Annotated in this window: 23 protein-coding genes; 10 read left to right on the forward strand and 13 right to left on the reverse strand. The window is 66.5% G+C overall.

Annotated elements, in window-relative coordinates; translation table 11 throughout:
• Window positions 1-352 precede the first annotated feature (352 nt).
• Genes ACXJKD_RS07875 through ACXJKD_RS07885 form a run of 3 tightly spaced genes read left to right on the forward strand, consistent with a single transcriptional unit; the run spans window position 353 to window position 2,942 of the window.
• Window positions 353-913, forward strand: coding sequence for a hypothetical protein (locus ACXJKD_RS07875; protein WP_457253912.1), 561 nt, complete (start codon window positions 353-355; stop codon window positions 911-913).
• Window positions 910-2,514 carry a sigma-70 family RNA polymerase sigma factor gene (locus tag ACXJKD_RS07880; RefSeq protein WP_457253913.1) on the forward strand — a complete coding sequence of 535 codons (1,605 nt, stop codon included), beginning with the start codon at window positions 910-912 and terminating at the stop codon, window positions 2,512-2,514. The genes ACXJKD_RS07875 and ACXJKD_RS07880 overlap by 4 nt, the downstream gene beginning before the upstream one ends.
• A 5-nt stretch (window positions 2,515-2,519) precedes the next feature.
• Complete coding sequence (locus tag ACXJKD_RS07885) at window positions 2,520-2,942, forward strand: TSUP family transporter (RefSeq protein ID WP_457253914.1); 423 nt, start codon at window positions 2,520-2,522, stop codon at window positions 2,940-2,942.
• A 44-nt stretch (window positions 2,943-2,986) separates the two neighbouring features.
• Here ACXJKD_RS07885 and ACXJKD_RS07890 read toward each other — a convergent pair whose 3' ends face one another.
• Window positions 2,987-4,156, reverse strand: a complete 1,170-nt coding sequence (locus ACXJKD_RS07890; protein ID WP_457253915.1) for an alpha/beta hydrolase family protein — start codon at window positions 4,154-4,156, stop codon at window positions 2,987-2,989.
• A 24-nt stretch (window positions 4,157-4,180) separates the two neighbouring features.
• Between ACXJKD_RS07890 and ACXJKD_RS07895 the strand changes: the two genes are divergently transcribed.
• From ACXJKD_RS07895 to ACXJKD_RS07910, 4 genes are all read left to right on the forward strand, one after another.
• A complete protein-coding gene (locus tag ACXJKD_RS07895; protein ID WP_457253916.1) occupies window positions 4,181-5,464 on the forward strand; it encodes a sugar phosphate isomerase in 1,284 nt (427 codons plus the stop codon).
• 3 nt (window positions 5,465-5,467) lie between these two features.
• The gene (locus ACXJKD_RS07900) at window positions 5,468-5,875 is read left to right on the forward strand and encodes a C-glycoside deglycosidase beta subunit domain-containing protein (RefSeq protein WP_457253917.1); all 408 of its coding nucleotides are present in this window, start codon (window positions 5,468-5,470) and stop codon (window positions 5,873-5,875) included.
• Between the two features lie 113 nt (window positions 5,876-5,988).
• Window positions 5,989-6,918 carry a restriction endonuclease subunit R gene (locus tag ACXJKD_RS07905; protein ID WP_457253918.1) on the forward strand — a complete coding sequence of 310 codons (930 nt, stop codon included), beginning with the start codon at window positions 5,989-5,991 and terminating at the stop codon, window positions 6,916-6,918.
• Window positions 6,919-7,018: 100 nt separating this feature from the next.
• The gene (locus ACXJKD_RS07910) at window positions 7,019-7,336 is read left to right on the forward strand and encodes a hypothetical protein (RefSeq protein WP_457253919.1); all 318 of its coding nucleotides are present in this window, start codon (window positions 7,019-7,021) and stop codon (window positions 7,334-7,336) included.
• 8 nt (window positions 7,337-7,344) lie between these two features.
• On the opposite strand, the gene ACXJKD_RS07915 is transcribed toward ACXJKD_RS07910, so the two are convergent.
• The 6 genes from ACXJKD_RS07915 to ACXJKD_RS07940 all read right to left on the reverse strand — a co-directional run bounded on the left by ACXJKD_RS07915 (window position 7,345) and on the right by ACXJKD_RS07940 (window position 13,447).
• On the reverse strand, window positions 7,345-8,259 hold the full coding sequence (locus tag ACXJKD_RS07915) for a fumarylacetoacetate hydrolase family protein (RefSeq protein ID WP_457253920.1): 915 nt from the start codon (window positions 8,257-8,259) through the stop codon (window positions 7,345-7,347).
• 3 nt (window positions 8,260-8,262) lie between these two features.
• Window positions 8,263-9,213 carry a VOC family protein gene (locus ACXJKD_RS07920; protein ID WP_457253921.1) on the reverse strand — a complete coding sequence of 317 codons (951 nt, stop codon included), beginning with the start codon at window positions 9,211-9,213 and terminating at the stop codon, window positions 8,263-8,265.
• Window positions 9,210-10,310: a fumarylacetoacetate hydrolase family protein gene (locus tag ACXJKD_RS07925; RefSeq protein ID WP_457253922.1), complete on the reverse strand. Its 1,101-nt coding sequence runs from the start codon at window positions 10,308-10,310 to the stop codon at window positions 9,210-9,212. The genes ACXJKD_RS07920 and ACXJKD_RS07925 overlap by 4 nt, the downstream gene beginning before the upstream one ends.
• Window positions 10,311-10,400: 90 nt before the next feature.
• A complete protein-coding gene (locus tag ACXJKD_RS07930) occupies window positions 10,401-11,564 on the reverse strand; it encodes an FAD-dependent monooxygenase (RefSeq protein ID WP_457253923.1) in 1,164 nt (387 codons plus the stop codon).
• Window positions 11,565-11,659: 95 nt separating this feature from the next.
• Complete coding sequence (locus ACXJKD_RS07935) at window positions 11,660-12,502, reverse strand: carbohydrate ABC transporter permease (RefSeq protein ID WP_457253924.1); 843 nt, start codon at window positions 12,500-12,502, stop codon at window positions 11,660-11,662.
• Window positions 12,503-12,511: 9 nt separating this feature from the next.
• Complete coding sequence (locus tag ACXJKD_RS07940; RefSeq protein ID WP_457253925.1) at window positions 12,512-13,447, reverse strand: carbohydrate ABC transporter permease; 936 nt, start codon at window positions 13,445-13,447, stop codon at window positions 12,512-12,514.
• A gap of 265 nt (window positions 13,448-13,712) precedes the next feature.
• Between ACXJKD_RS07940 and ACXJKD_RS07945 the strand changes: the two genes are divergently transcribed.
• The 3 genes from ACXJKD_RS07945 to ACXJKD_RS07955 all read left to right on the forward strand — a co-directional run bounded on the left by ACXJKD_RS07945 (window position 13,713) and on the right by ACXJKD_RS07955 (window position 16,136).
• Complete coding sequence (locus tag ACXJKD_RS07945) at window positions 13,713-14,699, forward strand: sugar phosphate isomerase/epimerase family protein (protein WP_457253926.1); 987 nt, start codon at window positions 13,713-13,715, stop codon at window positions 14,697-14,699.
• A gap of 18 nt (window positions 14,700-14,717) precedes the next feature.
• The gene (locus ACXJKD_RS07950) at window positions 14,718-15,104 is read left to right on the forward strand and encodes a C-glycoside deglycosidase beta subunit domain-containing protein (RefSeq protein ID WP_457253927.1); all 387 of its coding nucleotides are present in this window, start codon (window positions 14,718-14,720) and stop codon (window positions 15,102-15,104) included.
• 126 nt (window positions 15,105-15,230) lie between these two features.
• Window positions 15,231-16,136: a LysR family transcriptional regulator gene (locus tag ACXJKD_RS07955; protein WP_457253928.1), complete on the forward strand. Its 906-nt coding sequence runs from the start codon at window positions 15,231-15,233 to the stop codon at window positions 16,134-16,136.
• 67 nt (window positions 16,137-16,203) lie between these two features.
• Here ACXJKD_RS07955 and ACXJKD_RS07960 read toward each other — a convergent pair whose 3' ends face one another.
• From ACXJKD_RS07960 to ACXJKD_RS07985, 6 genes are all read right to left on the reverse strand, one after another.
• The gene (locus ACXJKD_RS07960) at window positions 16,204-17,490 is read right to left on the reverse strand and encodes an ABC transporter substrate-binding protein (protein WP_457253929.1); all 1,287 of its coding nucleotides are present in this window, start codon (window positions 17,488-17,490) and stop codon (window positions 16,204-16,206) included.
• 209 nt (window positions 17,491-17,699) lie between these two features.
• On the reverse strand, window positions 17,700-18,695 hold the full coding sequence (locus tag ACXJKD_RS07965; protein WP_457253930.1) for a sugar phosphate isomerase/epimerase family protein: 996 nt from the start codon (window positions 18,693-18,695) through the stop codon (window positions 17,700-17,702).
• Window positions 18,692-19,087, reverse strand: a complete 396-nt coding sequence (locus ACXJKD_RS07970; protein WP_457253932.1) for a C-glycoside deglycosidase beta subunit domain-containing protein — start codon at window positions 19,085-19,087, stop codon at window positions 18,692-18,694. The genes ACXJKD_RS07965 and ACXJKD_RS07970 overlap by 4 nt, the downstream gene beginning before the upstream one ends.
• A gap of 28 nt (window positions 19,088-19,115) precedes the next feature.
• Entirely contained in the window at window positions 19,116-19,889 is a 774-nt protein-coding gene (locus ACXJKD_RS07975; protein ID WP_457253933.1) for a TIM barrel protein, read from the reverse strand.
• 74 nt (window positions 19,890-19,963) lie between these two features.
• Complete coding sequence (locus ACXJKD_RS07980; protein ID WP_457253934.1) at window positions 19,964-20,953, reverse strand: sugar phosphate isomerase/epimerase family protein; 990 nt, start codon at window positions 20,951-20,953, stop codon at window positions 19,964-19,966.
• On the reverse strand, window positions 20,950-21,801 hold the full coding sequence (locus ACXJKD_RS07985; protein ID WP_457253935.1) for a sugar phosphate isomerase/epimerase family protein: 852 nt from the start codon (window positions 21,799-21,801) through the stop codon (window positions 20,950-20,952). Before ACXJKD_RS07985 ends, ACXJKD_RS07980 begins: the two co-directional genes overlap by 4 nt.
• Window positions 21,802-21,825: the final 24 nt, after the last annotated feature.

Below are 21,825 nucleotides of genomic sequence, written 5' to 3' on the forward strand. Positions count from 1 at the left end.
TATCTCCCCGTTGCGTGACGCGGTCGGTCGCGCAATGACACCTGGCGGGGGCCGGCGCCGTTGGCGCGTCACTGTTCGGCGCCGTCGCCGTCTCTGGTTCGGGGACGAGACGAGGGGCCTGTGGGGGCCCTGGCTACAGATCACGGACATCGTCGAGCCCCGCACGCGGCAGGTCTGCGTCACCAAAGGCGTCGCCGTTCGTCCTCCAGTTGAAGCCGCGTCCTCCAGTTGGAGCCGCGTCCTCCAGCTGAAGGCGTGACCGGGGGGCCGGCGCTGGCCGACCTGACCCGTGCGCCCCTCGTCCAGTCGACCACCGTCCAGTCGACCACCGACCGAAGAGGGGGACCTCCGAATGACCTCGACCGGCAGCGACTTTCCCGAACCCAGTGACTGCCCCGAGCCGGATCGGGCCGGCGCGATCGGCCGGTGGCCGTTCGGCCTGGAGGCCGAGGAGGTCGAACGACCTCACGTCGTCGTGACACTCGACACCCGCACCGGTGGAGCGACCTTCTCCGGCCCCTACCGCACGGCCATCGGTGCCCTGTGCGCGGCGGATGTCGAGTACCAGGTGGACCGGGACCAGGGCGGAAGGGGCGAGCGCACCTTCCACGTGGCCACGCTGCACACCCCGGTCGGCTGCGACGACGCCGACCTGCCCTGCGACGAAGGCGACCGGCCCTTCGACGAGGCCGACACGGGCGTCGCCGGGGCTCGTCCCGACGCGCGGCCCCTGGCGCAGGTCCTCTCGGTGCTGGCGACAGTGGCGGAGCGCACCATCCGGCGCCGCCCACGGCTCACGGTCGGCACCGTCGCCGTCACCGCGGCAGCCGCTGCGTCCGGGGTGAGTGACGGCTGGCCGCGGCGTGGGCGCGCGGCGCGCTACCGCCACCTCCTCGGACGCGAGGCCCGGTGAGCGCAGACCCGCTGGCCACCGACCTCGACCTCGTCGAGCAGGCGCGCGATGGGTCGCAGGAAGCCATCGTCGAGCTGTGGGTGCGTCACTACCCGGCCGCCCTCGCGGCAGCGCGCCGGACGTCCCGGCAACCCCGCGACGCGGAGGAGCTCGCCTCCGACGCCTTCTCCAACATGTTGGGCGCCTTCGCCTCCGGTGGGGGCCCCACCGGTTCGGTCCGCGCCTACCTGCTCACCTCCGTGCGCAACCTCGCGGCCACCCGCTCGCGCCGCGCATCCTCCTCCGAGGTCCTCACCGACGACGTCGCCAGCTTCGAGGACGGCTCGCGCGGCCCCGCCGACCCGATGTCCCGGCAGACCGAGATCTCGATGATGCGCCAGGCCTTCGCGGCTCTGCCACGTCGCTGGCAGGTGATCCTCTGGCGCACGGCGGTCGACCGTGACCGCAACATCGAGATCGGTCAGGACCTCGGGATCTCCCCGAACGCCGTCGCTGCCCTCGCCAAGCGGGCCAGGCGAGGGCTGCGGCAGGCCTATCTCCAGACCCACCTGAGCACCAACGGCCTGGAGCCCGGCTGCGAGCCCTTCGTGCGCCGGCTGCCCATGCTCGCCGTCGATGGGTCCGTCGCCGCCGACGACCTGGCCCACCACCTGACGACCTGCGTCACCTGCCCCGGACGACTCGCCGAGCTGCAGCGCGTGGAGCAGCAGCTCGGATCGATGCTGGGGCCAGCGGTGCTGCTGACCGCGCCGGGGTTCCTGACCCATGCGTTGGCGGGTGCGGCCGGCGCCACCGCCGCCGGAGGGGTCGGCGCGGGCGCGGGAGGGGTCGGCGCATCCGCCGCGGGTGCGGGAGGGGTCGGCGCGTCCGCCGCGAGCGGGTCGGGGGCGAGCGCCACCACCTCGTCCCTGGTCGCCAAGCTGAGTGCCGGCAAGGTCGTCGCCACCGCCATGGGCGCCGCTGCGGCGGTGTCGGCTGCCTTGCTGATCCCGCCCGACGACCCGCCACCCAAACCACCCTCGGCTCAGGGGATCTCGACCACGACGCCACCGGCTCCGCCACAGGAGCCCCCGAGCCCGTCCCCGACCGAGACGGCGACACCGACCACGCCCCGCGAGACCGCGGGGACGCGGACCTCCACCCCTCCGCCACCCGCGAAGACCTCCGCGAGCGCGCCGCGACCGTCCGCCTCGTCACCTCGCACCCCCGCACCGTCGTCCACTCCGACGACACCGAGGGCAACGCCGTCGACGACGGTTGCCACGAGGCCACTGCGGGTCTGGATGGGGATCTCGGGCCCCGCCGACGCGACGACGATCGAGGTGGACGCCCACGCGCAGGGCACCACCGGTGCCGTGCGGCTCCTCCTGAGGGTGCCGTCCGGCGTCGTCCTCCGCAGCGCGTCCGGCGACTGGAGCTCGTGCGACCAGGACGGCGACCTGATCTCGTGCACGGCCACGTCGACGTCAGGGCGCTGGGTGGGCACCATCGTCACGGAGTGGGGCGACGACGCGTCCGGCACGGTCACCGCCGAGGTCGACGCGACCTACCGCAACGGAGGTTGGGTCAACGCCTCGGCCTCGGCCACCTGGCCGCCCTAGCGGCAATGCTGTTTGTTCTCGGGCTGCTTCAGCTGATGATCCAGCGCGCCGAACGGGAGATAGCAACCCACGCCTCGTCCGGGTGGGCCAGCCTGTCGACCGGTCTGGCTGCGGGTTTCACGACGATGACCGCGAACGCTGCAGGAACGGTGATGACGCTCTACCTGGTGGCGAGAGGGGTCGACAAGCGACGCTTGTTGGGCACCAACGCCGTGCTCTTCCTCGGGATCACCTGTGCAAGGTGCCGCTCAGCGCCGGTCTTGGCCTGCTTTCCGGGCAACCCTGGTGCGGTCCTCGTGCTTGCTCCGGCGGTTCTGCTCGGCACCTGGGTCGGGCTTCGGACCGCCCGGCGCCTGAGTCAAGCCCACGTTGACCGGGCCGTGCTCGTGGCAACCCTTGTTTCAGCAACCGTGTTGATGGTGGCGTAGCCCCGACTGACGACAAGGCGCGGTCAGCACGATGCGCCCCCTCGTCAGCTCTGCGAGTCACAGTCCAGCGTTTCGAGGGTGTCCTGGATCCAGTCGGCCGTATAGGCGCCGACGTGGGGGAGGTGGTCCAAACCGATGTGCTCCGTCGCGCCTTCATCCGGGGTGAATACACGGAGTGTGCGTGACGCCGCACTGGTGGCCTGGTCGTAGGAGCGATACGCCAGCTCGACGGGGATCTGTCGATCGTTCTCCCCGTGGGTGATCAACAGGTGGCAGCGGATCCGTTCGACCACGCCCTCGAGGGTGACTCCTTCTGCGTAGTCGATGAACGTCGGGATGTCCGAGTGTCCCCAGACCCACAGCACGTGCTCCCAGTAGTGGGGCACGGGGTTCTCCCCTTCGCGCTCCAGCCGGCGCTTCTGTACGCCACCCCAGTTGTGGTTGGCCCCCCAGGCCACGGCGAAGGCCAGGCGGTCCTCGAAGGCTGCGGCCCTCGGAACGTAGTACCCACCCAAGGACCAGCCGACGAGTCCGATTCGGTCCGAGCGCACGTCGGCGCGGGCATCAAGGTAGTCGACGCACGCAGCAGCCCACCCCTCGGTTTCGATGCGCGCCGTGAGGCCTTGGAGGCGCAGCGCTTCCCCTGATCCAGGACAGTCCACCTGGAGTACCGAAATACCTCGGGCAGCCATCTCGGAGGGCCACCCAGAGCAGTACATGTGTTCCTTGGTCGAGTCCAGCCCGTTCCACATGATCACCGTGGGCACCGGTGAACCGTCGGTGCTGGCCTTGGTGAAGTATGCCGGCAGTGTGGTCCCCTCGAACGGCACCTCCACGCGTGTGGTGGCGGGGTCGACCAGCTCGAAGGAGCGCTCCATCACCTCGAGGAGGTGCTTGTAGGTGGGGATGCGATCTGGGGACGAGTTCGACAGCATTCGCTCGGCCTGGCACAGGTATGCCGCCGAGCGGAAGTATTTCTGGCCGGCCGTACGCTCGTGCCCGGCTGCCTCGGCCGCCTTCGCCTGTGACTCGAGCTGGTCGGCCACATCACGCCATGACGCCATGAACTGCTGGGTCCCGACGTCCGCACCCTTATCGGCCAGGTCGCGGATGGGACGGCACGCGCGGTCCACCTCGTCGATCATCCCGCCAGAGTTGAGCGTGGCGACGACGCCGAGGTTCCAGATGTAGTTTCCAGGGAAGTACTCGAACACGGGTGTCCTCGGCTAGGTCGGTCGATGTCTTACGCCGACTCTGCCGGTGCCACGCGGCTGCGCAAACCCTGCATTGCTGATGCCGCGCATCCACGAAGCGACTGGCCCGCAACCCTTCGGTGTTTGGTGCTCACGCGATGGCTCGAACCGGAACCAATTGTTGCTGATGGCCGGCATCGGCGACTGGTGGTTCCCGAGGGGGCGGACCTCGGCTTGGCTGAGGACATGACCGAGATCCTGACCTCCTCCCAGTCAGCCATCAGCAACTCCAACGTGGCCGGCACGGGCATTTCGCTTGGCATCACGCTGTATTCATTGACCTCAGAGTGGGCCGCAGGTCAGTACACGTTTGAGTCTCTCCTCGAGGAGGTCTCACGCAAGGGGCTCGGCCCCGGCGTTGAGTTCAACGCCGCGCAGATGCTGCGCACGTACCCAGATGTCGACGAGGAGTTCGTCACGCTCTGGCACTCCACGATGGAACGCCTTGAGCTCGAACCCAGCGCCATGGGCACCAACCTCGACATGGGACGACGCCCAGACCGCGATATGACGCCGGACGAGGAGTACGACTTCCTGGCCATCCAGCTCAAGAGCGCGCATCGCCTCGGTTTCAACCGCGTGGTGATCCGAAACGCAGGTCGAGAGCTCCTGCGGCGACTGCTCCCCCTCGCTGAGAAGTACGACCAGCGACTGGGGTATGAGCTCCACGCCCCCGCAGGCCCCAACGACCCCAAGATCCTGGCCATCCGAGAGACCTACGAGGAGCTCGGTTCGGACAGGCTCGGCTTCACTGCCGACTTCAGCTCGACCATGCACAGCTTGTCCCCCACCCTGTTCAGGACCCTGCGCACGATGGGTCTCCAGGACGAGCACCTTCAGGCCATGCAGGAGTTCTGGCGGGCGCCGCTTCCGATGCACGAGCGAAACGAGGCCTTCGAGGAGTACCTGCGGTCGCAGGGCGTCGACCCCAAGAGCCTAGGTCCGTTCTCTCGGCTCGCATTCAACATGCACGGCTTGGTGGCACCGGAAGAGTGGCAGGACATCATGCCGATCATCTTCCACGTGCACACCAAGTTCTTCGACATCGACGAACACGGCAATGAGCCCGCGATGGATCTCCCGCGAATCATCAAGCAGTTCGTCGACGGCGGCTTCAAGGGCTACCTCTCGAGCGAATGGGAGGGCCACGCGTTCGCCGACCTCGGCGAGTCGGACCCCATCGACCTGGTCACGAAGCAGCACCACCTGATCCGGCGGTCGATCGAACAGGCCGTCGCCGACCGCAACACCAACGAAACCCCGAGGTGAACCGTGGCCACTCACAACACTCTCTTCCAGCCCAAGGACGTCAGCCTGCGCCCAGGCGGCCTCGCGATCTCGGTACAGCTTCCGTGGTACCGCAGCCTGTGGCTGTCCGCCGTCAAGGACGTCGCCGTTCGAGTCGACGGGCAGGAAGTTCCCCGAGAGGACCTTCAGTTCGTCCTTCGCGACAAGGCCTACCGGGTCGAGGAACTCCCCGATCAGTGGGACACCCTGTGGTTCTTGCAGGACCGCGTCGATGTGGTGATTCCCTGGGAGCCGACAACTGGGCCCTTCTCCCTCGAGCTCACTCTGGAGCTGCGACTCCTCTACATGCAGATTGCGCCCGGTCGCTACGTCCCCAACCGGGTCGTGGTCGAGAAGACGATCGATCCGGCAGCTCTCACGTCGGCGGCCTGAGGAACCCAGTGCCACCTCGTGCGGGCGACTGGGTTCTCTCTGCCAGCTCCTTCAACTGGACCCGGGACATTCTTCGTGCCTCCCAGTCCCCGTTGGACATTGTCGCGGGGGTCGTGGCCCCACACGTCTGCCCGGTCCTGGAGATCGAGGCCGGCCAGTGCTTCCGGTCATTCCCGTCGATGGAGCCGGACGAGGTGCACCGGATGCGGGACTCCGTGGAAGCCGCCGGCGCCCGGATCAGCATCGTGGGGGTCGGTCTCGACGACTGGGTGACGCCGACGCATCGACGCAGCGAGCGCGAACGGGCCGCGTTCCTGACGCCTCAGCTCCGGGCGGCGAAGCAGCTCGGAGCCGTCGGCGTCCGGCTCCCGTTTGGTCAGCCTGACCGCTCGCTCCTCAGCGAGCTGCTCCCCCTCCTGCACGAGCTGGATCTGGTGCTGTACCAGGAGATCCAAGGAACGCAGGGTCCCGGCACGGCCGGCTACGACGAGGCCATGGAGGCCCTCGAGGGGTTGGGCGATCCGCGGCTCAGCATCGTCCTCGATTCCAGCATGGTGACACCGCAGCTACCGGTCAGCTATCTGGAGGCCCTGAGTCAGGCAGGCGTACCTGTCGGGTTGCTCGACCGAGTCACCGCCGACTGGGGGAACCCCGCAACCATGGCCGCGATCCGGAACTGCCTCGACGCGGGACAGGTGCCACCCACCGCGATGGCGCTCTACATGACCATGGTCTTCCGCTTCGGCACCTGGACAGTCGCGGAGCTCGAACCCTTCCTGCCCCACGTCGGCGCTGTCCAGCTGAAGTTCTGGGACCTGGACGACGCCGACGGCAGGGTGACGCGTCCCATTGCCGAGCTCGGCGTCGCCCTGGACCGGCACGGTTTCTCCGGCACGTTGTGCAGTGAGTGGGGTGGGCACGACTGGTGGGACGGACCCGGAGGCGCAACCGAGATGACCCTGAAACACCTGGACMTCGKCGCCGAKGTCCTGGACCTACCCACGCCAGCACCAGGACATCGTCCGCACCAGGAGCGGGTCTGAGATGGGTTGGGAGCTTCGCGAAGACGCACTCGGCGTCGACCCCAGCGGGTTCGCGCTGCGAGTCGGCCTTCCCTGGATGAGGTCTCTTCCGGTGTCCTGTGTGCTGCAGCTCGCCGTGACGATCGCCGCGCAGCCCCTGAGGGTTGAGGACTTGCAGGTTCGCATCGGAGGGCAGGACCAAGACCTGGTCGACCTGACACGCTCGGACCAGTGGTGGTTCCTCCAGGACCGACTCGTGATCACCGGGCCGGTGGAGGTACAGCGCGGGCACGAGTACGACGTCGAGGTCTCGATGGAGCTCCTGCTGCCGTACCTGAGCGCGGGCCCGGGGAAGGCTGCGGTGCTCCCATTCCATCTGCGCAGACGACTCCGGGTGGGCGACGGCACACACCCGGGCACATTCCGCGACGTTTCCTGAAGGGCGTTCTAGGCTGTCTGTGCGACGCTGCCCACGAGGACGCCAAGGCGTTCGACGTCGATACGAACCTCATCGGCGGGCTCAAGCGGAGGCGGGTCCTGGCGGCCGCGGCGGCCCCACAGCTCCGCGAGGCAACCACCACCACCCGTGGTCCCGGAGGCCAAGAGGTCGCCGGGTACGACCAGCGAGTCGCGTGAGGCGTAGGCGACCATCTGGGCGAAGGTCCAGTTCATGTTCGACAGCCGGTCGTGCCCTACCGGTATGCCGTTAACCGTGACGCTGCAGTCGAGGTCCAGGAACCCGTCCACCGTGTGCAGGTCGTCGACCTCATCGGCGGTGACGACCCACGGCCCGATGGAGGTTGCGAAGTCCTTGCCCTTGGCCGGCCCGAGTCCGACCTTCATCTCCCGGGACTGGATGTCGCGCGCAGACCAGTCGTTCATGATCGTGTATCCGAAGATCGACTCATGCGCCTGCTTCTCGTCCAGATCGGTCCCTCCTCGGCCAAGGACGCACGCCACCTCCAGCTCGAAGTCCAAGGCCTTGCACTCCTTCGGCCTGGGGATGGCTGCACCGGGCCCATACAGAGCGTGCGGGTTCGTGAAGTAGAACGTCGGCGCGTCGTACCACGCGTCCGGGACCCCCGATGCGCCGTCGACGCTCTTGCGAACGCCCTCCACGTGGGCCTCGAAGGTGACGAAGTCCCGGATGCTCGGTGGGCGATAGGGGAGCTGCAGGGTCACCGCGTCGAGGCGCACGCCAGCCCCGCGCCGCGCCTCGGCACCGATCGCCAACGCGGGCTCCAGCCCTCCGGCAATGAGGGCGGTCATGGACGCGCCGTCAGGGAGGGGGAACACCATGTCTTCGTCGACGACCGCCCCCACGGTCGCCCCGTGCGGCAGCCGGACACTGGCCAGTTTCATGCGTCAGACCGGCGGGGGGACGAAGACGCCACGGTCGGGATCGTTGAACGACTCTCGGGCGATCAGCTCGCTCATCGGGTCAGCGGTGCCCCACTGGTCCTGGTTCTTCGGGTCTGAGATGTCGTAGACGCTGGGGTGCCACTCATCCGTCTCCAGTCTCTCGAGCTCAGTGGTGTATTCCATGGTGTTGCCACTGGGATCCAGGAAGTAGGAGAACGTGTTGTTCCCGGCGAGGTGGCGACCCGGACCCCAGACCTTCTTGATGCCTGCTCGCATGACACGGCCTGTGCCACGCATGTACTCGTCCAGGCCTCGCATCTCGAAGGAGACATGGTGGACGGAGGTGTGCGGACCGCGAGCGATCGCCAGCGAGTGGTGCCAGTCGTTGCACCGCATGAAGTGCATCATCTCCCCCATGCGGGGACTCGACAGGCTGTCACTGTGCTTGAAGCCGAGATGCGTTTCGTACCAGGACTTGGTGGCTTCGATGTCATTGCTGTTGACGACGAAGTGGGAGAGGCGGACGGGAATGGCCTCGCCTTCCTCGATCGCCCGGTGCTGCCGCGTCTCGACGTCGGTCGAGATCTCGACCGTACGGCCGTCCCCGTCGAAGAAGCGAAACCCGTACCCCGAGCCAGCGGTCTGCAGTTCGCCCGGCTCACCCACCAGCTGGACGCCCCCGGACCCGAGCTTCGCGGCGAGCGCGTCAACGGCCTCACGGGACTCGGCCCCGAACGCCATCAGATCCAGGCGCTTGTCCGTTGAACGGCGAAGCCGCACGACGTACTGCTCGGGCGAGCCTTCGGCAGCCAGGTACGAGAGGTCCCCATCGCTGCCGACCTCGCTGAGGCCCCACGTGTCGCGGTAGAAGGCGCGCTGGGTGTCGTAGTCCGGCACCGCCAGGTCGACGTGGCGGAGGTGGGTGATGCCGAACTCGTTGACGTTTCCGCTCATGGCTGGGGATCCTTCTCGATCGTTGCGGGACGGGGGGTGGCGCTCGCGGGCCGGCGTGGCTTGGACGCCGGCGAAAGGCCGGCGAGATCGGCTGCTCGGGCAGCCTGACGCGGGACTCGGAGGTCTCGGGGGACCCGACGCCGTACGCCTTGGACAGGAGGAACCGACCCGTATCGGCGAACGACACGGTTCTGGATGCTGCCTATGCCTTCAATGGTCATCTCGACGACGTCGCCGATCCTCAATGCGGGCGGTTCGATGTGGCCCGCCCTGGCCCAGGCCTCGGCCAAGGATCCAGAGAAGCAGGTGCCGGACGTCAGCACCTCTCCCGTCTTGACCCAGGACGCTCGAGAAGCGTGGGAGACCAGTTGTTCGAATGTCCAGCTCATGTGCCCGGACACGTCCGCCCCCACCCGCTTTCCGTTGACGCTGACCGACATGGCGAGGTCCAGGAAACCCTCATCGTCTACGTGACGCTCGAGCTCGTCCGCCGTGACCACCCAGGGGCCCACAGTGGTCGCGAAGTCCTTTCCCTTGCTGGGGCCAAAGTTCACCTGCATCTCGGATCTCTGTACGTCCCGAGCCGACCAGTCGTTGACCACGCAGTAGCCCCCGATTGCGCTTCGCGCTCTGTCGGGCGTTTCGTTACGGACGTCGCGGCACACGATGGCGCCGAGCGACAAGCCGAAGTCCAGGAGCTCGGTCCCGGGCGGATATGGGACATCGTCGTATGGCCCAACCACTGAGTGGGGTGCCATGAACTGGAAGACCGGTGCGGCATACCACTCTTCGGGGACCCCAGGTGTTCCCAGGGCGAGCTGCATGCCCTCGACGTGTGACTCGAAGGTCAGGAAGCCTCGCATGGCGGTCGGGTAGACCGGCGGCAGCAGCACGACCTCATCAGGGCGCAACCCGTCAGCCTGGGCGGCCTCATCGGCAGCCGACTCGCGCTCCTCCAGGTCGGCAGCCAACAGGGGAACGAGCTCCACCCCTTCGGGGAACGGATGAAGCCACCACTGTCGACCGTCGCCGACGACGAGCCCGACGCGACGAGTCGTCTCGGCGTCCTCGACATATCTAAACGCAGCAAGTTTCACGGCTTCGGCTCTTCATGTCGTGCCTCGGTTCCACCACGGTGCGGACGGGTTCGGAAGCAGTTTGTCGTTGGGGTTGTGCGCGTTTCATCGTCAAGCAGGGCTGCTGAGCAAGTGGGCGACCTGCGCCATCAGGCCGGGCACATCACCGCGCTCATGGTTCAAGAGCCACTGGGACAGTTGCAGAGACGCCTCCACGATCGTTCTCGCGCGAGGCAGTCGACGCTCGACGAACTGGTTCCAGAGCTCATCCGTGACGGCCTCAGAAGCCAGCAGTAGCTCGGCCAGTACGGCCGCGTCCTCGAGCGCCTGGGCGGCGCCTTGCGCGAGCGTGGGAGGGCACGTGTGCACCGCATCCCCGATGAGGACGACGCGCCCCCGGTTCCAGGGAGCGTCCAGGACATGGGTCTCGAATGCCGTGTAGTTGACCCGAGACGGATCAGTCATTCCGGCGCGGATGTCGTCCCACGGGCCGTGGTACGCCTCGGACAGCCCGCGCATCACCTCAAGGGACTCCTCAGCGGTCAAACCCGAGCGGTCCTGCCAGTCCTCCACCAGGTAGGCGTACAGCGTCCCTTCACCCGTGGGGCAGTAGCCGGCGATGTAGCACGGGCCTCCGTAGACGAGGTCGGTCCGGGTCACTGAGGGGGGTCGCGGAGCAAAGACCCGCCAGATACCCATCCCCGTGCCTCGGGGCTCCAGCTCGATCCCGAGTGCCTTGCGAGTGGCCGACCGGACGCCATCGGCCCCCACGACGACGTCGTACCTTTCGGCTGACCCGTCCGAGAACGTGACGTTCACGCCAGCTCCGTCGTCCACCAGCTCGGTGAAGGTCGCGCCGAAGCGAACGTTGACCCCCACGTCGGTTGCCCTGTCTACCAAGATCTTCGCGAGCTCGGGCCGGTACATGCCGACGGTTGCCGGAAGGTCGGGTCCCCCGGTGCGAACATCCTCTAGCTCCGCGACCAGGGTGCCGTTCGGATCCGGTGCCCGGAGGCCCAGGGTGTCGAACGCGTAGCCGTGCTTGCCGACCTCGTCCCACACGCCGAGTTCGCGCAGCACGCGAAGGGCGTTGCCTTGGAGGGTGATGCCGGACCCGAGAGCGCTGACGTCTGGCTTGACGTCCACCAGGTCGACCGACACGCCCCCCTCCGCAAGGAGGATGGAGACTGCCGTTCCGGCAGCGCCTGCTCCGATGACCAGCACGTTGGAAACGGCAGGCATGTTCTTCTCCTTCGTAAGGGTGTGGGCTCGCAAACCAGCCTCGGGCCGATCAGAACTTGGAGGAAGAGGATGGTTGCGATGCGGGTCATTCGTCCCACTGATCGAGGGTCACTCGCTGGGCGCGTCGATCAGCTCTTGATGCCGCCGCTGAAGCCCTGGATGAACTTCTTCTGGGCGAACACGTAGAAGATCAGGATCGGAACCATGGAGATCAGCACGACGGCGAAGATGAGGTTCCACTGGGAGACCAGTGAGCCGACGAAGTTGTACATGACAACCGGCAGGGTCTGTGCGTCGGACCCGTTGAGGAAGATCAACGGCGTGAAGAAGTCGTTCCACACGATCAGACCAGCCAGGATCGCAACGGTCCCGGTGGCAGGTCCCATCAGGGGGAAGACCACCTTGGTGAAGACCTGGAAGGAAGATGCGCCGTCGAGCATCGCGGATTCCTCATAGTCCCTGGGTAGCTCACGGAAGAACCCGGCATACAGGAAGACCGCAAGCGGGAGCAGAACCCCCCAGTAGATGAGGATCATCCCGATCCGTGAACCAACAAGGCCGACCTGTTGCGCGCCGACGTACAGCGGCAACACCCCGAGCTGGGTCGGCAGGACGATGGCCACCAGGAAGAGGTAGAAGGCTCGCCTGCTCCAGCGGCTCGTACTCCGGATGAGGACGTAGGCAGTGATCGACCCCAGGCCCACCAGGCCGGCGATGCTTCCCGCGGTGATGATCAGGCTGCTGAGAAGTCCCTTGAGAATCTGGCCAGATGCGGTGCTGGAGGGCGACAGCAGAGTTCGGAAGTTCTCCAGCGTCGGAGACTTGGGGGGTGCGATCGCAGCCGAGGTGAGGATCTCCTCGCCGGGCTTCAAGGACGTCGTGACCAGGATCCAGAACGGCATCAGCAACGCCAGGGCAGCCAGCACGACCACGATCTCAAGGAGCAGCGTGCGTTTGGTGTACCGGAACATGTCTGCTGCTCACGCCCTCTCACGAGTGGCGAACTGCTGCAGGACCGAGAACACGAGGATCAGCAGACTGAGCAGGAGCGCAAGTGCAGCCCCGAAGCCGAACTTCCCGAAGGCAAACGTCTGCTTGTAGACCTGGGTTGCCAAGGTCTCCGTCGCCCCGGCAGGCCCGCCGCCGGTGAGGGCCATGACCTGGTCGAAGACACGCAGGCCCTGGATCAGGGTGAGGGTCGTCGCGATGCCGACAGCCGGCCGGATCGTGGGCAGCACGACGTGCCGTAGACGCTGCCAACGGGTGGCACCATCGAGCGCTGCCGCCTCCTCTATCTCGATCGGCACCGTTGCCAGACCGGCCAGGTACACGACCATGACGAACCCGATGTTCTGCCAGATCATCACGGTCAGGATCGCGCCCTTGGCAAGGAGTGGCTCCGCGAGCCATTGGTGCTGCAACGAGGTGAGGCCGATGGACCCGAGCAGCTGGTTGAGAGGGCCGTCGAACGCAAAGATGAACCCCCACACGTACGAGACCGAGATGGGCGCCAGGACGACCGGCATGAAGAGCAGGGTTCGGAGGAGGTAGCGGGTCTTGAGGTTGCGGTTGAGGGCCAGCGCAAAGGCCAGACCGAGCACATTTGAGATGACGAGGAACCCGAAGGCGAAGATCAGCGTGTTGGCCAGCGACGAAAGGAGCTCGGTCCGCTGGAAGATCTCGCGGAAGTTGTCGAGACCGATGAAGTTGAACGACCCGACGCCCGACCAGTCGGTGAAAGCGAAGAACGCCCCGCTGAGGGTGGTGAGGTAGATCGTCGCGATCAGCAGACCCACCCCGGGGGCGGCCCACCACCAGCGGCCGAACGTCAGGCCCTGGTTGCCTTGCCTCTGACGGGTTTGCCTGCGGGACGGCTTGGGCGCCGTCCGTGCAGGGGTGCTGGTGGACATCGTCATGCTCTCGGAACTCCTCGACGGAAGGTCAGCTCGGCGCGGCATCTGCCGGCGCCGCCGTACGGGAATGAAGGTGCGACTCGATTCACTGTGACCCAGCCACTGTGTTCCGGAAAGGCCAGACCTGCGATCTAGCACATCACCACGGCTGATACGAGGACCGGCATCCGCTGCACTGATGCCGTTGATCGGCCGTCCGGCCTTCCCTCCGGTGCCCGGGGGCGGCACAGTCGGGGCGTTCGCAGCCGGTGAAACAAGGAGGAGCTCGATGCCCACCACGATCAAGCGGGGCGTCAGCCTGTACAGCTACCAGGAGGAGTTCTTCCTGAGGCAGATGTCGCTCCAGGACTGCGTGGCTCACGTCGCCGCGGTCGGCGGAACGGGCGTCGAGATCATCCCGGAACAGTCGATCGTCGGTTACCCGCGGCTCAGCCCGGAGTTCCTGGAGCAGTGGCATGGCTGGCTGGAACGCTACCGAGTCGAGACGAGCGCGACCGACCTGTTCCTCGACACCAAGCGCGTCGCCGGCCAGTGGCTCTCACACGAGGAGCAGGTCGCTTCGGTGCGCCAGGACGTCGACATCGCCGTCGCCCTCGGAGCCCCAGTCATCCGCGCGATCATCAACACCCCGCCGGAGGTGATGCGCGACGCGGCCTCGTACGCCGCGGACCATGGGGTCCGGCTCCTGCTCGAGGTTCACGCGCCGTTCCACTATGAGCACCCGTGGATCCTGGAGCACCTCGAGGTGATGCATGCTGAAGGAGGTCAGGCCCTCGGCCTGATGCCGGACATGGGGACGTTCGTCGAGCGGTTCCCCCGAGTCGTCTCTGAGCGCGCGCTCCGCGACGGAGCGCGACCAGACCTCGTCCAGTACATCGTCGACCTCTACGACAACCACGGCGACACCCACGCGTTGATGGACATCGTTCACTACCGGGGCGGCGGTCCGGTGGAGATGGGTCTGGCCCGGCAGGCCACCCACTTCATCTTCCGCGACCCGCGAGAGCTGCTTCCCCACATGCCGCTCATCGGTCACATCCAGGCGAAGTTCTACGAGATGACCGACGACGCCACCGAGTACAGCATCCCCTACGACCGGATCATCCCGGTGCTTGTCGAGGGCGCCTACGACGGCTACCTGTCCAGCGAGTACGAAGGCAACCGCCACATCCAGGATGCCTTTGAGGTCGACAGCCGCGAGCAGGTTCGACGGCAGCACGCGATGTTTGCGCAGCTGCTCGGCGAGAACGACTGACACCAGGAGGTAGGCACCATGTTCGACAAGTACATCATCTGCGAGGACAGCCTTCGCCCCACCAAGACACCCCAGCCGGGTGCCCAGGTCGAGGTTCGCCTCCCCTACTACCGCGGGCTGGGCCTGTCGATGGTTGAGGCGGTGGACGTGAGCGTGGACGGAGAAGCAGTCGACCCCCAGGTCACCACCTTGACTGTCCACGGCCAGACCTACCCGTTCGCCGACCTGGGGGCGGTCCTGGACGACCGCTGGGAGATGGGCGAGCGCGCCACCGTTGCCTTCCCGCTCGACCGGCCTCTCGCGTCCGGAGTTCACGACATCGACGTGGCAATCCGCCTGCGCATCTCGTACATGCCTGTCCCCGGCGGGGGACGTGACCGCAAGCGCCTCACCCTGCAGGACTGAGCCGGCGGGGCGCGTACCGCGCCGGACATGCTCGTCGCCGGTGTTCGGTGCGCACGGCCAGATGCTGCCTGTACCGTGCGACTTGTGAACGTCGACTGCGGCCAAGCAAACTTGGAGTGTTGACCCTTGCCACGCAACGTCGATCTCAACCTGCTCCCGGCCCTGCAGGCCATCCTGGAAGAACAAAGCGTCACCCGGGGAGCGGCCCGGCTGGGTCTCAGCCAGCCGGCCATGAGCGCCAGTCTGGGAAAGCTGCGTCGTCACTTCCGTGACGAACTGCTGACCCGCAACGGCAACGTCTACGAGCTGACCCCTCTGGCTCAGCAGCTGATCGAGCCGACCCACACGGCGATTCGTGCCGTGGGTCGCCTCTTCGCGAACGAAGGCGAGTTCGACCCGGCCACGGCCGATCGCGAGTTCACCGTCGTCATGTCCGACTATGCGACGGAGGCCTTGGCGCCGACCGTCTCCCGCTTGCTGCGTGCGGCCTCGCCTGCTTCCCGGTTGCACATCAACTCGATCACTCCTCAGATCGTCGACACGGCGCCTGACTCCATGCGCACCCGTGACCTGATCGTCATGCCACACGGTTTCCTCACGGGCCTTTCGCATCGTGATCTCTATGAGGATGACTGGGTCTGCATCGTCTCCGCCGACGACGAGTCCGCCTCGAGGCAGTTGACGATGGACGACCTGGCCAACCGCCCCTGGGCGGTCACGTTTCACCAGCGCACCGCCTTCACGACCTCGGTCCAACAGCTCAGGATGCAGGGCGTCGAGCCGAACGTGGAGGTGGTGACGGAGAACTACCTGACTCTCGGCAGTCTCGTGGCCGGCACCAACCGGATCGCCGTGGTGCAGGAACGACTCGGTCGGATCCTGGAGCGCAAGGGCGAGGTACGGGTCCTGCCGCCACCTTTCGCCGCGGACCCGCTCGTGGAGACCATGTGGTGGCACCCGACCTACGACAACGACGCGGCGCACAAGTGGTTCCGCGATCTCTTCATCACTGCCGGCATCGAAATCACCTGAACAGCAACGAGCCGGTGGGACAGGTCACTGTCCCACCGGCTCGGTTGGTTGCTGCCAGCGGTTCGCCTCAGCCCCAGGCCTTGTCGAGGTCCTTCAGGACGTCGTCCACGGACTTCTGTCCCGTGAGCAGGCCGGTCACTCCGGACCCGAGCGCGTCGTAGACCTCGCCGTTGGGCCAGTCGAGCTGCGGGTAGTTGGCGATGTGCTTGGCGTCGAGGATGCTCTTGATCCCGTCGTACTGGGGCAGGACGGCCGACGTGTCGATGTCGCCCACCGGAAGGTCACCAGCAGCCTCTGCGGCTGTCTTGGCCTGGGCGGGCTGCGTCATCCACGCGAGGAAGTCCTTGACCAGCTTGGGGCTCTTCGTCTTGGCGTTTCCGGCGACAGCATCCGGCGTGCCGGCCATCAGGTAGGTGTCGACCCCCGCGCCGGGCATCGGGAGGACCACCAGCTTCACGGCTCCGTGGGTAGAGTCCATGATGTCCTTCGCGGCACCACCGGGGGCAGCAAAGCCAAACACTTTCCCCTGACCCATGCCGTTGGTCAGCGCGTCGAACCCGGCACCAGCAGCACCGTCCTGGAAGCACTTCTGGTCGTACAGCTTCTTGACGGTCTCGAGGGCAGTGCGCCAGCCGTCGCTGGTGGCGAATTTGACCTGGCCGGCCTTTCGCTTGTTGTTCCACTCAGGGTCGACGCCGTAGACCGTCGACGCCGCAACTGCCGTGGTGAAGATGCCGGTGTTGGGCGACATGGCGCCGGCGACGGCGAGCAGCGCCTTGCCCTTGTCACGTGCCTTGCCGCACTGTGCGATCAGGTCGTCCATCGTCGAGGTCCCGGTCAGCACGACGCCGGCCTCCTTGGCGGCCACGTCGTTGTAGATGAGCCCGGCCGGCGCCAGGTAGACCGGGACCGCATACGTCTTGCCATCGAAGACGAAGAGGCTCTTGGCGTTCTCCGGGATGAACTTCGAGTCGATGTTGGCCGAGATGTCCAGGAGCTTGTTGGCCTTCTTCAGCGGCTCGACGGAGGCGGTCTGACCACTGCCGGCGTTGATGAAGAAGACGTCCGGTCCGCTTCCGGCCGTGAGCTGCGTGGTGAGCGTCTGGTTGTACGACGCGAGGTTGATCGGGTTCGTCTTGATCGTGACGCCCTTGTGCGAAGCGACGTACTGCTCCGCGAGGGTCTGGTAGACGCTCTTGGCGTTGGGGTTGGCGATCTGGTACGAGAAGGTGATCGACTGTGGTTCAGCTGCATTGGCGGACGAGCCGTTCGAGGAGCTGCAGCCAGCCACGAAGGCCCCGAGGAGGACCGGGAGCGCGGCGGCGATGACGCGTCGTGAGTTCGGAGGTGTCATGAGGGTCTTCCTGGCTAGCTGTCAGCCGCTTCGATGCGGCCAGACATGTGGGTGGTTGTGGCCACTGTCACAGAACAGGGGCGGCGCTGGGAACTCCGGACTTGCGATCATCCACATCACTGACACTGATGTCGCTATCGATTTCAAAGCGAAGCGAATCGCGTTGTCCTACAAAGGTTTTCAAATCAACACGACATCCGGCGACGCACCTACGAGCCACCCATCATGCGACGACACATGGCGTGGTGCCGGGCGACCATGTCGAAGGCGTCCTGGTCCTCCAGGTCGAGGTACGCGTGCCCCTCCCACTCACTCGACATCGTGATCTCACGGTCAGCTTCGGCGAAGACGTCGAGGATTGCCTGGTAGTCGATCGACGGCGATGTGAGGTCGTCATCCACGTCGTAGAACTTGCCATGGACGTGCCTGACCTGAGGCAGTACCTCCCGCCAGTCCTGAAGGTTCTCTCGCCCGAACATCGTGAAGACGAGCCTCGCCTGCCCCACGGGCAGTTCGGGCTCCCCAAGCCCCTTTGCCTCCTCGGCAAAGGCGCCGTACCGCTGGAATGGCGGCCCCGGGGACTCCCACGCGCGGACCAGGGCGTCGACACCTTCGTCTGACAGACCTGCTCCACGAAGCTTGTCGAGCATGCCTGGCGGGATGGCGCGCATGCACGAGCTGAAGTCGGGCACGAATCCAAGATGCTCCGAGCCGATCCGGTCGTACGCCTCACGCGTGGCCAAGACCTTCGGGGTGTTCGGTCCCTCGGGCGCGTGCACCTCCATGCCCAGATGGACATTCGCCTTGGCAGCGATGGGTTCGAGCCGTTCGAGGACCTGTGGGGTGAGACCTACCTGCGTCCGGACGACGGGGGACCCGAGCTCTCCGGCGAGCTCGATCTGCGGCCGCATGTACTCGACACTCTCGTCGGTGTCCATCCAGGCCGAGCCACGACGCGCCACATCGGCATTCGACGCCAAGGAGGTGGGCCTCAGCTGGTTGCGATCGAGGGCGTCCCTGAGCGCCTTCAGGTCAGCCTTGTCGACCTTGCCGGGAAAGCCACGCAGGCTCTGGAAACCGATCAGCTCCAAGCCTGGACCCAGTCCGCGCCTGCCCACCTCGTCGACCAGCTCCGGCAGGGTGAAGCGCCCCGCCAGCCACTCGTTGGTCATCGAGTAGAGGGTGACTCCGAGAACGATGCTCATTGGACCACGACCTTTCGCCCGACACGGGTTCGCTGCACGAGCGCAGTCTGCGGGCCGATGACGATGTACGGGATACGGGTGGCGAGGGTTATCTCGACGTCGAGCGTCTCGCCGGCGACGCCAGACCGGTTGCCGACCAGGACCTGCAAGGCGTCCTGGACGAACCACTGCTCGTCCACGAGCTCTGCGAGCTCGTCGAGGGTGAGGTCCCGACCGTCATGGCGGATCCTCAGATCCGCCCGGTCGACGTCGTCATCCCCGAGCCGCAGGGTGATGTCCTCGAGACAGGACAACGGGAGGGATCGGTACCACGGGAGATGGACATCGACCTGAACGCCGTCAGGGGTGGCCCGGACGGCATCGGGTCGGAGCACACTGGCTTCGAGCGTCATGCGTACCTCCTTGATGGGGCTGGCGTCGTCACGCGTCTGCAGCGATGGACTTGATGTGCCTGACCGATTCCTCGGAGGGCACGGTCGGGAAGTACTCGAGCCCGATGGGTCCGCCATATCCGGAGCTACGGAGCACGGCCAGCTGCGCCGCCCAGTCGAGACTGCCGCTTCCCGGTTCGCCACGGCCCGGGGAGTCCGCGATCTGCACGTAGTCGATGAGGCCTGCGGCGTTGGCCAGCTCGGTCGCCGGGTCTTCTCCCTCGGTGATCGAGTGGTACATGTCGTAGAGGATCCCGAAGGAGTCGGAACCCACACCGCGAGCGACGATGACGGCGTCCGCCGTTCGGTCCGTGAGCGCGCCCGGGTGGTCGACGCGCGTGTTCACCGGCTCGAGGATCAGCTTCACGCCTGAGTCCTTGGTCCGTTCGACGGCCTGGGAGAAGACCTCGACGAGGCGGGCCAGGTTCTGCACCCGCTTCTGGCCCGGGAACCCCACCCCCGACCCGAGGACGATCCGGGGGCACCCGAGCGCGCGGGCGTGCTCGACTCCCCTGTCCAGCCCTTCGAAGAACGCGTCAAGCGTCTCCCAGGGCAACGCGAAGTTCGTGCGCGGCTCGGCGAGCACCGAGGTGAGGCTGAGGCCGGTCTCGGTCAGCGCCTTGCCGAGCGCATCGACGTCGACGGTGGACGTGCCCCACATCTCCACGGCGTCGAAGCCGGCTGCCGCCGCGGCGCGCACCCGGTCAGGGTGCTCACCCGCTTCGGTGAAGAGCAGTTCGATGTTAGGAGACAGCTGGTACATGGTTGAGCCTTTCGTTGGACGCGCGGACGCGCGACGTGTCAGTGGCGGCACGGCTGGGTATGCCGTCGGGTCGCTCAGGCATCGGCGGCTCGCTTCCCCTCGACCATCGGCCGCAGCTCACGCTGCACGAGGTACCCGGCCAGCAGGGTGCTGGCGGCAGGGTGCGGGCTCTGGTCACTCTCGACCACGACCCAGCCCGAGTACCCGGTGTGGATCAGGGCTCGCGTGACTGCCGCGAAGTCGACCAGACCACCGTCGGCCCCGGGCTCGGCGAACCATCGCGGAACCTCGCGTTCGCCACCTCGCACCCGGACCGTCCAGTGCGCGTGGGGCGCCAGGTACTCCTCGTCCTCGTCGACAGCCAGGGCGTCCTTGAACTGCACGTGGACGACACGCCCCTGGTGCTTCTCGATGACCGCGATGGGATCCAGGCCCGCGACGGTGAGCTCGCCGGTGTCGACGACGAGCCCGACGAGCTCGGCGTCGGTGAGCTCCAGCAGCCTGTCGAGCGCATCTCCCCGACGGAGGGCGGACAGGAAGTCGACGTGCAGCGCCGTCCGTATGCCGTGCCTCGCCGTGGCGGCGCCGACCGCTTCCCAGCAGTGCGCCAGCCGGGTGAGCGCGGCGTCGTCGAGAGGGTCGGTGTCGCCGGCGCCCGGGACGGGCCGCACCAGCAGGATCGATCCGCCGAGCTCGGCCAACGCCTCTGCGAACCACTCCGCTCGTTCGACGATGACGGGAACGTCCGCGTCGACGAGGGGTGACAAAGGGCCGGTCAGGTGCTCCATAGAGCGTTCCTGCGGATCCCAGTACCAGCTGGAGACGGCGTCGATGGCACAGTCGTCCAGGAAGTCCCGGAGACCAGCCACGGACCCGAAGTTGGCAGTGAGCTGCTGGGGGTTGCCCAGCGGTTCCCAGCGCCCGGTGCCGGCGGTGAGCTCGACCCCTTCGAAGCCGGCGATGGAGATGGTCTTGAGAGCGCGCTCGTGCTCCTCGCGGCGGACGAAGTCGTCGAACTGCGGCTTCCACTGGTTGATGGCGTAGGCCCACCTGATCCCACTCATGAGTAGATCCGTTCCAGGACATTGCGTGCGTACCAGCGGGAGACGGCGGTGCTCTCGGAGTAGTCGCCGCCTTGCTTGTTGGCCTTGTCGTGCTCGACCGAGATCCAGCCCTCGTACTCGTTGTCCCTGACTGCAGTCATCATCGACTCGAAGTCCACCAGGCCCTGCGGCGTGCCCATCTCGTAGAACCACTTCGACGTCGTCGGCGCCATGATCTCGGAGTCCGGCCGGTGTCGATGGTCGTCGCCCACCGCAACGTGGTGGGTGTCCTTGAAGTGGAAGCCGCTGACCCGGTGTGCGTGCCTGTTGTAGAGGGCGACCGGGTCGACGCCGGCAATGCAGTGCTGGGCGGTGTCGACGAAGAGGGAGACGTGTTGCGGGTCCGTGTACGAGTAGAAGGTGTCGATGTCCGACTCGCTCTGGATCCCGCAGAAGAACTCGTGGTGGCAGGTGAGGCGCACACCGTGGCTGGCGGTGATCTCGCCGACCTTGTTCCACAGCTCCGCAGTGGTCTTCAGCTTGTCCTCGGTGATCGGCTCCATGTCGTAGTACAGCGTTGCGGGCATGACGATGATGTTGTCGAGCTGGATCTCCGACCAGCGCCCCATCGTGACGCGGAAGTCCTCGAGGATGTGCTCGTGTGTCTCCGCCAGGTGGGGAGCGTAGTTGCGGGTGTCGTAGTCAGCCGCGTGGAAGGTGTTGACGATGCGCTCGAGGCCGTGGTCCTGGACCATCTCCTGGTACTTCGCGGGACCGCCGTAGTCGCCATACATCTGCCAGATGCGGAAGTCGAACGTGTCGATCGCGTCGAAGCCGGTTGCCTTGACCTGCTTGAGGAACGCAGACATGGTCTTTGCCGAATGCCACTGGTC

Source organism: Pedococcus sp. P5_B7 (assembly GCF_054049895.1).